This is a genomic window from Tepidicaulis marinus, assembly GCF_000739695.1.
Classification (GTDB): Bacteria; Pseudomonadota; Alphaproteobacteria; order Parvibaculales; family Parvibaculaceae; genus Tepidicaulis; species Tepidicaulis marinus.
Map to the genome: position 1 here is coordinate 147971 of NZ_BBIO01000006.1, position 13968 is coordinate 161938.

The following is a 13968-nucleotide window of genomic DNA, read 5'->3' on the forward strand; positions in this document are numbered from 1 at the left end:
GTCAGGCGTGTCCCGCATCGCCCGACAATAAGGACAGATCGACGCCGAGCGTTGCCAGCGCGCGTTCATATTTCGTCTCGACATCGGCCCCGTAAAGCAGCTCTTCGTTCATGTCACAGATGAGCCAGCCGTTTTCCTGAATTTCCATTTCAAGTTGGCCGGGCCCCCAGCCGGCATAACCCAGCGCCACGATGGAGCGGGAAGGGCCAGTGCCGCGCACGATGGCGCGCAAAATATCGACCGTCGCGGTCATGGCCACATCGGGTGAAACGGCAAGACTGCTGTCCTTGGAAAGATAGTCCTGACTATGAAGCACGAAGCCGCGCCCCGGCTCCACCGGCCCGCCGAAGAGAATGGGGCGCTCTTCCGCCTCCAGCAAGGGAGACAGATTCTTGTTTTTTTCTTTGTCTTTTGCGGTTCCCGGCGCCGGGTCGATGCCGACCTGGGCCAAAAGCCCGTTGAAGGTGATGCCGGGGGCGGACTTGTTAACGATAAGCCCCATCGCGCCTTCTTCACTATGCGAGCAAATATAAACAAGGGCGCGTTCGAAGCGCGGATCGCCCATCGTCGGCATGGCAATAAGAAACTGGCCCTGCAGATACCCTTCCACAGTCGGACCCGGCTTGCCCTTGGGAATACTCTGAACCATGATGAGATGGTAGCGGGTTCGGGGGCTGGGACTCAAGGAGAATGCGCTCACGTGCATTTGTTGGAGTGTTAGTTCCATACGGGAAATTTTATGCTGTTATGGGCGCATGAGTGATCTTCGCAAAAATCCGTTCTTTCATCCGGTGACCGGCGGTTTGACGCTGGTGGCTGCCTTGGCCTTGCTGGGGGTGGGGGCGTTTGTGAATGCGCCTGAACCTGTTGCCGCGGCGCAGACCCCGGCGCAAAGCGCGGCGAGCGATTGGGTCGATCATGATTACGCGAAAGTCAGGCTGGTTTCGGCGCAAACGGAACTGGGCGATGGCAGCTTGATGCTGGGTGTCGAAATCGCGCTCGCCAAAGGCTGGAAAACCTATTGGCGTTATCCGGGTGATTCCGGCCTGCCGCCGCGCTTCGACTGGTCGGGCTCGCAGAATTTGAAATCCGCCGAGCCGCTCTGGCCCGCGCCGGAGAAATTCACGAAACCCGACACGACTTATGGCTATAAGCAGCATGTCATCCTGCCGCTCAAGGTCGAAGCGGCGGATGAGGATGAACCGCTTAACCTGTCGCTCACTTTCAATTACGGGTTCTGCGATGATATTTGCGTGCCGGCGGAAGCTGTCTTTAACATGACGCTGGCGCCGGGGGAGGGCGAACGCAGCGTCGAGGCGGCGCAGATCGAAACGTTTGAGGCCCGTGTGCCCGAAGCGCTTTCCGCGCGCGGCAGCCGCGCTGCGGCCCGGCTTGAAAACGAAAACAAGCTGGAGCTGCTTTTGGAAGGCGGCGATGGCGCGCCGCCCGTCCTCATCGTCGATGGGCTGGAAGGGGTTTATTTTTCCGAAGCCGAGCTTGTGCATATCGGCGAACCTTCACGCTATGAAGTCGAGCTCGATGCGGGCCGCGACATTACCGGCGAAATGCTGAACCTCACCTTTCTTGCAGGCGGCAAAGCCTGGGAAGAGCGCGTCGAAATCCGCTAAGGGTTTCTCTTCCTTTGTTTTCGGTGTTCTCCTTGGCCTTGGCGGCGATAAAGGGTTAAATGGCGCATCGGAATTTTCCGGGCGCTGGCCCGATAAAGTTCATACGCCCGAACACCACCTGAAAGGAGGCCCCTCTATGACGATCGCAGTAGGAGAGAAGCTGCCCGACGTGACGCTGATGCAACTGACGGACAAAGGCCCTGCGCCGGTCAAAACCTCGGAGCTTTTCGCGGGCAAGAAAGTCGTGGTCTTCGCGCTTCCCGGCGCCTTCACGCCGACTTGTTCCAACCAGCACCTGCCCGGTTTCATCGAGAAGGCCGCGGATATCAAAGCCAAGGGCGTGGATACCATCGCCTGTCTTTCCGTCAATGACGCCTTCGTCATGGGCGCCTGGGGCAAGCAGCAGGGCGCGGGCGATGCGGTCCTGATGCTTGGCGACGGCAATGGCGATTTTGCTGCCAAGACCGGCCTAGATTTCGACGGTTCAGGCTTCGGTATGGGCCGACGCTCGCAGCGCTATTCCATGATCGTGGAAGACGGCGTGGTCAAGCAGCTGAATGTCGAGCCCAATCCGGGCGAGGCGAAAGTGTCGGGCGCCGACACGATCCTCTCCCAGCTTTAAGACGCAGCTTTGGAAAAAGCAAAAAGGCCGCCTTCCGGGGCGGCCTTTTTCTTGGGGTCAGCGATAAGCCTCGATGCCGGAGCGGGCCAGCGCATCGGCGCGCTCGTTTTCCGGGTGCCCGTCATGGCCCTTCACCCAGTGCCATTCGATCTCGTGTGTGGCAAGGGCCGCATCGAGCCGCTTCCACAGGTCTTCGTTTTTGACCGGCTTTTTGGCGGCGTTCTTCCAGCCATTGCGTTTCCAATTATGGATCCATTTCGTGATGCCGTCGCGCACGTAAGTGGAATCCGTATAGAGCGCGACTTTCGAGGGGCGCTTCAAGGCTTCAAGCGCGCGGATCGCGGCCATCAGCTCCATGCGGTTATTCGTCGTCTCCGCCTCACCGCCGGAAAGTTCTTTTTCCGCGCCGTTATAGATCATCAACGCGCCCCAGCCGCCGGGGCCCGGATTGCCCGAGCAGGCGCCGTCCGTATAAATCTCGACTTTACTCATTCATCTATTCCGTAGGCGGCGGCGGATTTGACATCCCGGTGAAAGCGCAGCCGCTTCCAATAATCGCGCGGGTCCTTCGGCTTGACGAGCGCGCCGGGCGGCTGGTTCAGCCAGTCGTAAAGCCGGGTGAGCAGAAAACGTAACGCGCTGCCGCGCGCCAAAAGGGGGAGTGCTTTAAGTTCGGCGTCCGTCAAGGGGCGCACCTGTTGATAGGCCTGAAAGAGCGCGCGCGCCTTGGTGGCGTTGAAGGCGCCGTCCTTTTCAAAGCACCAGGCATTGAGGCAGATCGCCAAGTCATAGGCAAAGGCATCGGTGCAAGCGAAGTAGAAATCGATAAGGCCGGAGAGCTCGTCATGAATGAAAAAAACATTGTCGGGAAAGGCATCGGCATGAATGACGCCGCGCGGCAGATTCTGCGGCCAGATCTTTTCCAGCGCATCCAGTTCGGCTTCTATGTCGCGGGCAAGGCCTTTTTGCACTTCATCCGCGCGCCCCTCGCAGGAAAGATAAAGCGGGCGCCACTGATCGACGCTGAGGCTGTTGGCGCGGGTGAGGGGAAAGTCTTGGCCTGCCAGATGAAAGCGGGCCATGGCCGCGCCAAGCTCGCGGCAATGTTTAGCTTGGGGCCTATGGACGGACATGCCCTCCAGAAAGGAAATGATGGCAGCAGGCCGCCCGGCAAGCGCGCCCAGAAATTCGCCGTCCTTGCGTTTGATGGGCACCGGGCATTTCAGACCCTTGGCGGCCAGGTGGTTCATGAGACCGAGAAAGAAAGGCAAATCTTCGGCATGGACGCGCTTTTCGTAAAGCGTGAGGATGAAGCTGCCGCCATCGGTATGGAGCATGAAGTTGGAGTTCTCCACACCCTCCGCGATGCCCTTGCAGGAGAGAAGGCCGCCGATTTCATATTCCGCAAGGAACGCTTCGAGCGCTTCGTCGCTGACTTCCGTGTAAACCGCCATGCCCCTGCCTATCCCATCAATGCGCGGGGCAGTTTAAAGCTCACATTCTCTTCCGTCACGGAGAGCGTTTCCACGGTGACGTCATAATGCGCGCGGAAAGCATCGATCACTTCCTCGACGAGGATTTCCGGCGCCGAGGCCCCGGCGGTGATGCCGACCCGGCTGGCGCCGGCAAGGCGCGGCCAGTCGATGTCGCCCGCCCGCTGCACCAGCATGGAGCGCGTGCAGCCGGCCCGTTCGGCAACTTCCACAAGGCGCATGGAGTTCGAAGAATTAGGGGCGCCGATGACGAGGAGCGCATCCGCGCGCCCGCCATCGCGCGCGGTCATGGCCTTGACCGCCGCCTGCCGGTTCGTCGTCGCGTAGCAGATGTCTTCCTTATGCGGCGCGGCGATCGCCGGGAAGCGGCGCTGCAGCACGGCGACGATGGAGGCCGTATCATCGACGGAAAGCGTCGTTTGCGTGATGAAGGCGAGCTTGTCCGGGTTCTTGGGCTCGAAAGCTTCGGCATCCGCCACCGTTTCGATCAGCGCCACGGCGCCGTCGGGGAGCTGGCCCATCGTGCCGATGACTTCCGGATGACCGGCATGGCCGATCAGCACGATCTCGCGTCCCGCCTCGAAATGGCGTTCGGCCTCCACATGCACTTTGGAGACGAGCGGGCAGGTGGCATCGAGATAAAAGAGATTGCGCGCCTCGGCCGTGGCCGGCACGGATTTCGGCACCCCGTGGGCGGAAAAGATCACGCGGGCATCGTCCGGGATCTCGTCGAGTTCCTCGACGAAGATCGCGCCCTTGCGCTCCAGGTCTTCCACCACATAGCGGTTATGCACGATTTCGTGGCGCACATAGACGGGCGGGCCGTATTTCACCAGCGCCTGCTCGACGATCTGGATCGCCCGGTCGACACCTGCGCAAAAGCCGCGCGGATTGGCGAGCAGCAGCGTGATTGGCGGGAGGTCGTTGGGGGCCTGATCCATCATCTAAGTTTCAATTCGCGTGAAGAGGGTTTCGGGTGCCGCCGGCATGAAAAGCTTTCACCGCAGGGTGCCGCACCTTGTGGGGCCGCTGGCCCTTCGGTAAAGTGCACGGGCTTGGCCGCGCCGGCCGCCAACAGGCGAATCTGAGGGTAATAGAGGGCCGAGGCCTGATAAAGTCAAGGAACGAGCACGCGCCCGGCCGGGCAGGTGCCGCCAGCAAGAGAGAGCGGATATGGGAATGAGCGGTCTAGCGCCGATCCGGAAGCGTGAGAACACCCTGAAGGGCCGCCTGGCGGCATTTGCCGCGATGGGCGCGCTTGCCGCCGCTCTGGCAGGCTGCGCCTCCGAGGCGGAGCGGGAAAAGCTCGCAAGCCTTCCGTGCCCGAGCGTAGGCATTCTGGCCAATACCGAAACCCTTACCGTTTATGAGGGCAATGGCCGCGATATTACCGATGTGGTGGTGAGCGCGGAGATCGAGGAGGCAGTGACAGCCTGCGAATACGATCTCGATGACGGTATTATCTATGTGGATATTGCCTTCCGCGGCACGGCGGATTTGGGGCCCGCGGCAACCTCGCGCCAGGTAAAGGTGCCGGTCTTCATTGCGCTGACCGAAACCTCCTCGCGGGTTTTGCGCAAGGAAGTGCGCGAGCTGACCCTCTCTTTCGGCGGAGCGAGCCGGAAAGTCGGTTTCGTCCATTCCATCGAGGAGACGAAAGTGCCCTATGTGCCGCCTTTCGACGGCTCGGCCTATGAGATGCTGGTGGGCTTTCAGCTGACGAAAGACCAGCTGGAGGCGAACCGGGCCGAGGGCCGCTAAAAGCCCCGGAAAGCCGCTTTTCGGAGCCGCTGACGCCGATTCGGGCCGCACGATGGTGCCTACAGCCTGGGCATTCCCCGCGGAATCTCAGGGGCTTTTGCAAGGCGCGCAGGCCCGGCCCGGAAGCAATTGACTCCTGCCGCTTGCCGCCTATCATCCCGGCACATACAGAAGATCTCTGCGGGAGAGACCGGCCCTGCCCGAAAGGCAGCCCGGCGCCGAAGGAGCAACCGCCCCGGAAACTCTCAGGCAAAAGGACCGCAGAAGGATGGCACTCTGGAAAGCAGGCCGCGCCTTTTAAGCTGCGCGTGGGCCTCACCGAAGGAGTAAGCCCGGCGCGCCGCGTGAGCCGGGTCAAATCTCTCAGGTAGATGGGACAGAGGGGGCACTGCTTTAAGCCGCAAGGTTTGGGGCGGTCCCGCTCAATTACCGTGAAAGGTGCGTCCCATGGGTGAGAGTTCAGCCGCGGCAACTCCTGAAGATTTGAAGACATCAGATTTGAAGATGACGCCGCTGCATGGCCTGCACCTGGAGCTGGGCGCGCGCATGGTGCCTTTCGCGGGCTATGACATGCCCGTACAATATCCCAAAGGCGTGCTCGCCGAACATGTGCACACGCGTGAGGCGGCCGGGCTTTTCGACGTTTCCCATATGGGCCAGGCGCGCCTGAAGGGCCCGGACCATGAAACCGTTGCCGCCGCGCTTGAAGCGCTGGCGCCGGGCAATTTCAAAGGCTTGGGCGCGGGCCGCCAGGTCTATTCCCTGCTTTTGACGAACAAAGGCACGATCGTGGACGATTTCATGGTCGCCCGCCCGGCAGCGCCGGAAGAGGAAGGCTCGCTCCTTCTCGTCGTCAATGCCGCCTGTAAGGAAAAGGACTACGCCTATATCGCCGCCCGCCTGCCGGAAAACGTGACGCTGGAGCCGCTGGAAGATTTAGCCCTCCTCGCGCTGCAGGGCCCGCGCGCAGGCGAGGTGCTGGCTCGCCATGCGCGGCAAGCCGCCGAGATGATTTTCATGGATGCGCGGCGCGGCAGTTTTGACGGGATCGCCTGCCATCTGACCCGCGCCGGCTATACGGGCGAGGACGGGTTCGAGATTTCCGTTGCCGCCGATAAAGCCGAGGCGGTGGCCCGCGCACTGCTTGCCCACGACGAAGTTGAGCCCATCGGCCTTGGCGCCCGCGATTCGCTGCGCCTTGAAGCGGGACTCTGCCTTTACGGTCATGACATCGATGAGGCAACGACGCCTGTCGAAGCGGCGCTGAATTGGGCGATCCCGAAGCGGCGGCGCGAGGAAGGCGGCTTTCCGGGCGCCGAAACCATTTTGGATCAGCTTAAAAACGGCGCGCCTTCAAAGCGCGTCGGCATTCTGCCCGACGGCAAGGCTCCGGCGCGCGAGGGGACGGAGATTTTCTCCACCACGGGCGAAAAGCTCGGTGTTGTAACGAGCGGGGGTTTTGGCCCCAGCGTCGGCGGGCCCATTGCCATGGGCTATGTGCAAACGGCGGCAAGTGACGTGAGTACCGAAGTCGTGCTGATGGTGAGAGGCAAGGAGCGGCCCGCGCATATCGCGCCGCTTCCCTTCGTTGCCCAGCGCTATTACCGCGGAAAAAAGTAAGCAGAAACGGCCTCATAGAGGCAGGACTAACAAGGGACTGAGGGCAATGAGCGATATTCGCTTTACGAAAGATCACGAATGGGTGCTGGTCGACGGAGACACCGCCACGATCGGTATTTCCGATTACGCGCAGGAGCAGCTCGGCGATGTCGTTTTCGTCGAATTGCCCGATATCGGCAAGACCCTGGAGCAGGGGGACGAGGCGGCGGTGGTCGAATCCGTCAAGGCGGCGAGCGAGGTCTATGCGCCCGTTTCCGGCGAAGTGATCGAGGTGAACGAAGAACTGGAAGCTGCCCCCGGCCGCGTCAATGAAGATGCAACGGGTGAGGGCTGGTTCGTCAAACTCAAGCTGACGGACGAAGACGAGCTTGACGATCTGATGGACGAAGCCGCTTACGCAAAATACATCAAAGAGCTGGACTGATCACATGCGTTATCTCCCCCTGACGACGGACGACCGGGCGCAAATGCTCGCGGCTATCGGCGCCAAAAGCGTCGATGAGCTTTTCAAGGATGTGCCGGAGGCCGCGCGCCTGGACGGGCTGATCGATCTGCCGCGCCGTCAGGGCGAGATGGAAGTCGAGCGCCAGCTTGCCGCCATGGCGGGCAAAAACATTCCGGCAGGCCAGGTGCCGTTCTTCGTCGGCGCCGGCGCTTACAAGCACCATATCCCGGCGACGGTGGACCATCTTATTCAGCGCTCGGAGTTTTTGACCTCCTATACGCCTTATCAGCCGGAGATCACGCAAGGCACGCTGCAATATCTCTTCGAGTTCCAGACCCAGGTTTCGATGCTGACCGGCATGGAGGTGGCCAATGCCTCCATGTATGACGGTTCGACGGCCTGCGGCGAGGCGGTGCTGATGGCGCACCGCGTCACCAAGCGCAAGAAAGCCGTGCTCTCCGGCAATCTGCATCCGCACTACCAGGATGTGGTGGCAAACCTTTCCGATTTCGGCAGCTACAAGCTCGTCACCGAGCCGCCTTGCCCGAAAGGAACCGAGGGCCTTGCCGGTGAGATCGACGAGGAAACCTCCTGCGTCGTCGTGCAGAACCCGGATATCTTCGGCCATGTGCGCGATTTGAGCGCGCTTGCCGAGGCCGCCCATGCTAAGGGCGCGCTGATGATCGTCGTCGTGCCGGAAATCGTCTCGCTCGGCCTCATCACGCCGCCCGGTGAAATGGGCGCGGATATCGTGGTGGGCGAGGGCCAGTCGCTCGGCAACGGGCTGAATTTCGGCGGGCCTTATGTCGGGCTTTTCGCGGCGAAGCAGAAATTCGTGCGCCAGATGCCGGGCCGTCTGTGCGGGGAAACGGTGGATGCTGAAGGCAAGCGCGGCTTTGTGCTGACCCTTTCCACCCGCGAGCAGCATATCCGCCGCGAAAAAGCGACGAGCAATATCTGCACGAATTCGGGCCTTTGCTGTTTGGCCTTTACGATCCATCTCTCGCTCCTTGGCGAGGAAGGCTATACGCGCCTGGCGCGGATCAACCATGCGAATGCCGTGAAACTGGCCGATGCGCTTGGCGCGGTGCCGGGCGTGAACGTGCTGAATGAGGCATTCTTCAACGAATTCACCATCGAAACGCCGAAACCGGGCGCCGAGGTGATCGACGCGCTGGTGGAAAAAGGCGTGCTCGGCGGCGTACCGCTTTCCCGCCTGATGCCCGGCAATGATGAGATGAAAAATCTGATCGCCGTTGCCTCGACCGAAGTGAACAGCGATCAGGACCGCGCCGCCTATGCGCGCGCGCTGAAGGAGGTGCTGGCATGAGCAGCATGAATGCAAAAGGCCGGCCCACCGGCACGGGCGCGGAAACGGGCTTCGCGCCCCATGAAACCTTCACCGGCAATCGCGGCCTCGTGCAGGAAGAGCCGCTGATTTTCGAACTGGACAGTCCCGGTGCCTCTGGCGTCGATCTGGACGAGCCGGAAGAATTTGCGCCGCGCCTCGGCGGGGTGGCGCGGCAGGGCCGGATCGGCCTGCCCGGTCTCTCCGAGCCGGAAGTGATGCGCCATTATGTGCGTCTGTCCCAGAAGAACTACGCGATCGATAGCGGGCTTTATCCACTGGGCTCCTGCACCATGAAGCACAATCCGCGCCTCAATGAAAAAATGGCCCGCTTGCCGGGCTTCGGCGATGTGCACCCGCTTCAGCCGCAGCAGACGGTGCAGGGCGCATTGGAGCTCATCGACACGCTTGCCCATTGGCTGAAAGAGCTGACGGGCATGCCCGCCGTTGCCATGTCGCCCAAGGCCGGCGCACACGGCGAGCTATGCGGGATGATGGCGATCGATGCGGCGCTGCGCGCGCGCGGCGAGGAAGGCACGCGCAAACGCGTGCTGGTGCCCGAATCGGCCCATGGCACGAACCCGGCAACGGCGGCGCAGATCGGCTTTACCGTCGATTCCATTCCCGCCACCGAAGACGGGCATGTGGATGTGAAAGCCTTCAAGGCGAAGCTCGGCCCCGATGTTGCCGCGATCATGCTCACGAACCCCAATACATGCGGGCTTTTCGAGCGGGACATTATCGAGATTGCCGATGCGGTGCATGAGGCGGGTGGCTATTTCTATTGCGACGGTGCGAATTTCAACGCCATTGCAGGGCGCGTGCGCCCCGGCGATCTCGGCATCGATGCCATGCATATCAATCTGCACAAGACCTTCTCGACGCCCCATGGCGGGGGCGGGCCGGGGGCCGGGCCCGTCGTCTTCTCGCAAGCGCTGGCGCCCTTCGCGCCGCTGCCCTGGATCGTGCATGAAAAGGGCGCCTACCGCGCCATCGAGCATGAGGGTGAAAGCACCGGCCAGCCTTTCGGCCGCATGACGGCCTTTCACGGCCAGATGGGCATGTTCGTGCGGGCGCTCGCCTATATGCTCTCGCATGGTGCGGACGGCATCCGCCAGGCATCGGAAGACGCCGTGCTTTCGGCCAATTACATCCTGGCATCGCTGAAAGACGTGATGAGCGCGCCTTATGAAGGCCCGTGCATGCATGAAGCGCTTTTCGATGACAGCTTCCTGAAAGGCACGGGCGTCGAGACGCTGGATTTTGCAAAAGCGATGATCGATGAGGGCTATCACCCCATGACTATGTATTTCCCGCTGGTCGTGCATGGGGCGATGCTGATCGAACCGACGGAATCGGAATCGAAAGACAGTCTCGATCTCTTCATCGCAACGCTGCGCGATCTTGCCGAAAGCGCCAAGCGCGGGGAGACGGAACGGTTTTCCGGCGCGCCTTATCTTGCCCCGCGCCGCCGCCTCGATGAAACGCTTGCGGCCCGCAAACCCATCCTGCGCTGGCAGCATGGGCGCAATGAACCGGCCTCGAAAGCGGCAGAGTAATGGAGAAGGCGGAGTTCACGGCGGCTGTATGTCAGAACCCTGTGAACCGCGCCATTCTCGAAAGACTGCCCGATTTGAAAGCGCCCGATGCCTGGCTGGTGTCGGGCGCTTTGTTTCAGACCTGCTGGAACGTTAAAACTGGGCGGCCCGTCGCTCATGGCATCAAGGACTACGACATTTTCTATTTTGATGATGCCGACCTTTCCTGGGAAGCGGAGGATGAGGTGATCCGCCGGGCAGAGGCGCTCTTTGCCGATCTTGGCGCCGAGATCGAGGTGAAAAACCAGGCGCGGGTTCACCTTTGGTATGAGGAGCGTTTCGGCCTGCCTTATGCGCCGCTCAAAAGCGCCTGCGAGGGCATCGACCGGTTTCTGGCAGTCGCTTGCAAGGTCGGATTGAAGCCGGACGGGGAAGGCGGGTTCGAGCTTTATGCGCCGGATGGGCTGAGCGACATAGCGGATATGCTGATCCGCCCGAATGTCACGGCGAATTTCGGCGCCGCCGAATATGAGCGCAAAGCGGCGCGCTGGAAAGCGGCCTGGCCGGAGCTGACGGTCGAGCTGACGGTCGCCGCGCCCGGCTAAAGCGCGTCTCTACCGGCGTTTTCAGAGTATGTGCGTTTGGGCGCGGCCCCGAGAAAGAAAACCCCGCGGGGCCGGAGCCTCGCGGGGTTTGATTTGTTTGAAGCTGTAAGGCTTAGTGAAGTTTGTCTTTAACCTCGGAAATCGCCTTATCGAGCTGCCGGGCGGCGCCGCCGCTGGCCAGTTTCGAGCCGATGACTTCCTGTGCGGCGCTGACGGCGATTTCCGCTGCCAGGGACTGCACTTCCTTGACGGCCTGCGCTTCGGCCTGAGCGATTTTGTCTTCCGCCATTTTCGTGCGCCGGGCGACCTGTTCCTGCAGCTTGCTGCGGGTTTCTTCGGCCAGACGTTTGGCTTCCGCTTCCGCTTGCTCGATAATCGCTTCGGCTTCCGCTTCCGCATCGCGCTGCTTGCGCTGATAGGAGGCCAGCAGCTGCTGGGCTTCCTCACGCAGGCGGCGGGCTTCCTCAAGCTCGCGCTTGATGTTCTCCGCACGCTCGTCGAGCTTCTCGCCGATCAGCTTGTGCACTTTCGCGCGGCCGATAATGACGAGGAAGATGACAAGGCCGACGGCAACCCAGAAAGAGGAATCAACGAGAAGAGCCTGCATCTGTTGTCTCCCTTATCCGAGTTTGGCGTCGACGGCTTTTTCCACCGCCGCTTTGTCCGCATCTTCGCCCAGAAGCTGCGTGACGATGGAAGAAGCCACATCGGTCGCCACGCCGCGCACATGCGCAAGAGCGGCTTCCTTGGTGGCGGCAATCCGCGTTTCCGCATCCGCGATTTTCTTGTCCAACTCGTTTTCGAGTTTTTCGCGGTGCAAGTCCGTTTCGGCAGAGAGGCGGTCGCGCGTTTCCTGGGCGATGGCATGCGCCTTCGCCCGGGCTTCGGCAAGCGCGGTCTCATAGGACTGGATCGCGTCCTCGGTCTGGGCCTTGAACTGGCCGGCCTGATCGAGGTCGTCTGCAATCCGGTCCCGCCGTTCCTCGATCACATTCGCGATGCGCGGCAGCGCCACTTTCGACATCAGATAGTAGAGGATGCCGAAAGTGATGACGAGCCAGACGAGCTGCGCTTCAAACGTTTCCGTATTGAAGGGCGGAAACCCGCCTTCATGACCCGCCTCGGGAATTTGGACTTCGCTTTGCAGGCCGAGATTGTCTTGACCGATTACAATCTCGTTTTGCGCGTTCTCGGGCATTAAACCCTCCTGATCATATGCCGGCCACCGAAGCGGCCGGCCACGTCACACCTAAATGGAACTTAGGCGAACAGCAGGATCAGCGCGACGAGCAGCGAGAAGATGCCAAGTGCTTCCGTCACGGCGAAGCCGAAGATCAGGCGGCCGAACTGACCGTCCGCAGCCGACGGGTTGCGCAGAGCGCCCGCCAGGTAGTTGCCGAAAATGTGGCCGAGGCCGATGCCTGCACCGCCCATGCCGAGGCACGCGATACCGGCGCCGATGAATTTAGCTGCTTCCGCTTCCATAGCCTTATGCTCCTTCTGCCTTAAAGTTCCTGACAGCCATAAATCGTTCGGTCCCCATGACCAACCGAAACTTGTTTCCATAGGGCGCGCCCCGGAAGGCGCGGGATAACTCGTTCAAGGGCGCTTAGTGGCCCGGATGCAGGGCGTCGCCCAGATACATGCAGGTCAGAACCGCAAACACATAGGCTTGCAGGGCGCAGACCAGGAATTCCAGCGCCGTGATGGCGACGATCATGGCAAGCGGCAGAACCGCGCCGAAGATGCCCGCAACGCCCGCGCTGCTCAGCGCGATCACGAAGCCGGCGAAAACCTTGAGCGTGATGTGACCGGCCAGCATATTCGCGAAAAGACGAACCGAGAGGCTGAGCGGACGGGAAAGATAGGAAATCACCTCGATCGCCACGACGAGCGGCAGGATCACGGCGGGCACGCCGGAGGGCACGAAAAGCCGCAGGAAGCCGAGGCCGTGCTTGGCGAAGCCGATAACCGTCACGCCCAGGAAAACCAGCGCGGCAAGCGCGAAGGTCACGATGATGTGGCTGGTGACGGTGAAAGAATAGGGCAGCATGCTCAGGAAGTTGGCGAGCAGGATGAACATGAACAGCGAGAAGATGAAAGGGAAATAGCGCTGCCCGTCATTGCCGGCATTGTCCCGCACCATATTGGCGACGAACTCGTAGGACATTTCGGCGATGGACTGCATCCGCCCGGGGACCATGTTGCGCCCGCGCACGGCAAAAACCGTCAGGAAGGTGACGGCGAAAACCGTCAGCACCATCCAGAGGCTGGAATTCGTGAAAGAGGCGTCGATACCGCCAATGTTCAAAGGAACCAGGGTGGTGATTTCGAATTGATGCAACGGATCGACTGGAAAACCGCCGTCCTGTCCATTTTGTGCTGCCACAGCTTCCGCCTTACATCTTCGCGGGCGGCGAGCCGCCCTGATCATTTCCCTTATCCGCGCCCGCATTCGTGCTCAGCGCGTTTGCCGCGCGGATAATATTGACGACACCTGCCGCCGTCCCCAGCCCTAGAAAGATGATCAGGAAAAGCGGCATCGTCTCGAACCACTTATCCAGAAACCACCCAAGACCCCCGCCGGCAATTACGCCCGCGATAAACTCCGTCGACATGCGGAGCGCCGGGCCCATATCGGAGGGGCGGCCAGAAGACGCCCGGTTTCCTTGGCTTTTGCTGCCCCCTTGCGCATGCTTCAATCGTTCCCCTAAGGATCGGAGCTGATCTAGATCGCTCTGATCCTTGGATCCCGATCGAGTTTTGCCGTCATCGTCCGTCAAAACTCGTGCTCCTTCGCGCGGGAAATCCCGCAGGAAACTGCGGGAAAGCTGCCTCAAGCCGCGCGCACCCTACTTCGGCCCCCATAGGCTGTCAAGAACCTCTGAGCCAGTGTCAACTTATTGAA

Annotated in this window: 17 protein-coding genes and 2 riboswitches; of the genes, 8 read left to right on the forward strand and 9 right to left on the reverse strand. The window is 61.2% G+C overall.

All coding sequences use genetic code 11. The features are described from left to right. Position 1: 1 nt before the first annotated feature. Entirely contained in the window at positions 2 to 649 is a 648-nt protein-coding gene (locus M2A_RS07625; RefSeq protein WP_045445467.1) for a YqgE/AlgH family protein, read from the reverse strand. A gap of 106 nt (positions 650 to 755) precedes the next feature. Between M2A_RS07625 and M2A_RS17260 the strand changes: the two genes are divergently transcribed. Together M2A_RS17260 and M2A_RS07635 are read left to right on the forward strand one after the other, a co-directional pair. Then, positions 756 to 1628 (forward strand): protein-disulfide reductase DsbD domain-containing protein, encoded by an 873-nt coding sequence (locus M2A_RS17260; protein WP_052379293.1) that lies wholly within the window; start codon positions 756 to 758, stop codon positions 1626 to 1628. Between the two features lie 136 nt (positions 1629 to 1764). Next, positions 1765 to 2250, forward strand: a complete 486-nt coding sequence (locus M2A_RS07635) for a peroxiredoxin (protein ID WP_045445271.1) — start codon at positions 1765 to 1767, stop codon at positions 2248 to 2250. Positions 2251 to 2307: 57 nt separating this feature from the next. Here M2A_RS07635 and rnhA read toward each other — a convergent pair whose 3' ends face one another. Genes rnhA through ispH form a run of 3 tightly spaced genes read right to left on the reverse strand, consistent with a single transcriptional unit; the run spans position 2308 to position 4687 of the window. Continuing rightward, positions 2308 to 2742 carry a ribonuclease HI gene (gene rnhA, locus M2A_RS07640; protein WP_045445273.1) on the reverse strand — a complete coding sequence of 145 codons (435 nt, stop codon included), beginning with the start codon at positions 2740 to 2742 and terminating at the stop codon, positions 2308 to 2310. Beyond that, positions 2739 to 3704, reverse strand: a complete 966-nt coding sequence (gene thrB / locus M2A_RS07645; RefSeq protein WP_045445276.1) for a homoserine kinase — start codon at positions 3702 to 3704, stop codon at positions 2739 to 2741. Before thrB ends, rnhA begins: the two co-directional genes overlap by 4 nt. An 8-nt stretch (positions 3705 to 3712) precedes the next feature. Beyond that, on the reverse strand, positions 3713 to 4687 hold the full coding sequence (gene ispH / locus M2A_RS07650; protein ID WP_156101701.1) for a 4-hydroxy-3-methylbut-2-enyl diphosphate reductase: 975 nt from the start codon (positions 4685 to 4687) through the stop codon (positions 3713 to 3715). Between the two features lie 235 nt (positions 4688 to 4922). Between ispH and M2A_RS17265 the strand changes: the two genes are divergently transcribed. The 6 genes from M2A_RS17265 to M2A_RS07680 all read left to right on the forward strand — a co-directional run bounded on the left by M2A_RS17265 (position 4923) and on the right by M2A_RS07680 (position 11060). Next, complete coding sequence (locus tag M2A_RS17265; protein ID WP_052379294.1) at positions 4923 to 5504, forward strand: hypothetical protein; 582 nt, start codon at positions 4923 to 4925, stop codon at positions 5502 to 5504. A 171-nt stretch (positions 5505 to 5675) separates the two neighbouring features. Further along, positions 5676 to 5775: riboswitch (glycine riboswitch) on the forward strand. Position 5776: 1 nt separating this feature from the next. Continuing rightward, positions 5777 to 5888, forward strand: a riboswitch (glycine riboswitch). A gap of 63 nt (positions 5889 to 5951) precedes the next feature. Next, on the forward strand, positions 5952 to 7124 hold the full coding sequence (gcvT, locus tag M2A_RS07660) for a glycine cleavage system aminomethyltransferase GcvT (RefSeq protein ID WP_045445279.1): 1173 nt from the start codon (positions 5952 to 5954) through the stop codon (positions 7122 to 7124). Between the two features lie 46 nt (positions 7125 to 7170). Beyond that, complete coding sequence (gcvH, locus tag M2A_RS07665) at positions 7171 to 7548, forward strand: glycine cleavage system protein GcvH (RefSeq protein ID WP_045445283.1); 378 nt, start codon at positions 7171 to 7173, stop codon at positions 7546 to 7548. A 4-nt stretch (positions 7549 to 7552) separates the two neighbouring features. Next, positions 7553 to 8899, forward strand: coding sequence for an aminomethyl-transferring glycine dehydrogenase subunit GcvPA (gene gcvPA / locus M2A_RS07670; protein WP_045445286.1), 1347 nt, complete (start codon positions 7553 to 7555; stop codon positions 8897 to 8899). Between the two features lie 5 nt (positions 8900 to 8904). Beyond that, positions 8905 to 10476 carry an aminomethyl-transferring glycine dehydrogenase subunit GcvPB gene (gene gcvPB, locus M2A_RS07675; protein ID WP_244444408.1) on the forward strand — a complete coding sequence of 524 codons (1572 nt, stop codon included), beginning with the start codon at positions 8905 to 8907 and terminating at the stop codon, positions 10474 to 10476. Continuing rightward, positions 10476 to 11060, forward strand: coding sequence for a nucleotidyltransferase family protein (locus M2A_RS07680; RefSeq protein ID WP_045445291.1), 585 nt, complete (start codon positions 10476 to 10478; stop codon positions 11058 to 11060). Before gcvPB ends, M2A_RS07680 begins: the two co-directional genes overlap by 1 nt. 112 nt (positions 11061 to 11172) lie before the next feature. Here the strand turns inward: M2A_RS07680 and M2A_RS07685 are convergent, their stop codons facing one another. From M2A_RS07685 to M2A_RS18165, 5 genes are all read right to left on the reverse strand, one after another. Continuing rightward, positions 11173 to 11667, reverse strand: a complete 495-nt coding sequence (locus M2A_RS07685) for a F0F1 ATP synthase subunit B family protein (RefSeq protein WP_045445294.1) — start codon at positions 11665 to 11667, stop codon at positions 11173 to 11175. Between the two features lie 12 nt (positions 11668 to 11679). After that, positions 11680 to 12258: a F0F1 ATP synthase subunit B gene (locus tag M2A_RS07690; protein WP_045445297.1), complete on the reverse strand. Its 579-nt coding sequence runs from the start codon at positions 12256 to 12258 to the stop codon at positions 11680 to 11682. A 62-nt stretch (positions 12259 to 12320) separates the two neighbouring features. Further along, a complete protein-coding gene (locus M2A_RS07695) occupies positions 12321 to 12545 on the reverse strand; it encodes a F0F1 ATP synthase subunit C (protein ID WP_045445300.1) in 225 nt (74 codons plus the stop codon). Between the two features lie 124 nt (positions 12546 to 12669). Continuing rightward, positions 12670 to 13449, reverse strand: a complete 780-nt coding sequence (locus tag M2A_RS07700) for a F0F1 ATP synthase subunit A (protein ID WP_045445302.1) — start codon at positions 13447 to 13449, stop codon at positions 12670 to 12672. 10 nt (positions 13450 to 13459) lie between these two features. Then, positions 13460 to 13696, reverse strand: coding sequence for an AtpZ/AtpI family protein (locus tag M2A_RS18165; RefSeq protein WP_045445305.1), 237 nt, complete (start codon positions 13694 to 13696; stop codon positions 13460 to 13462). Between the last annotated feature and the right edge of the window lie 272 nt (positions 13697 to 13968).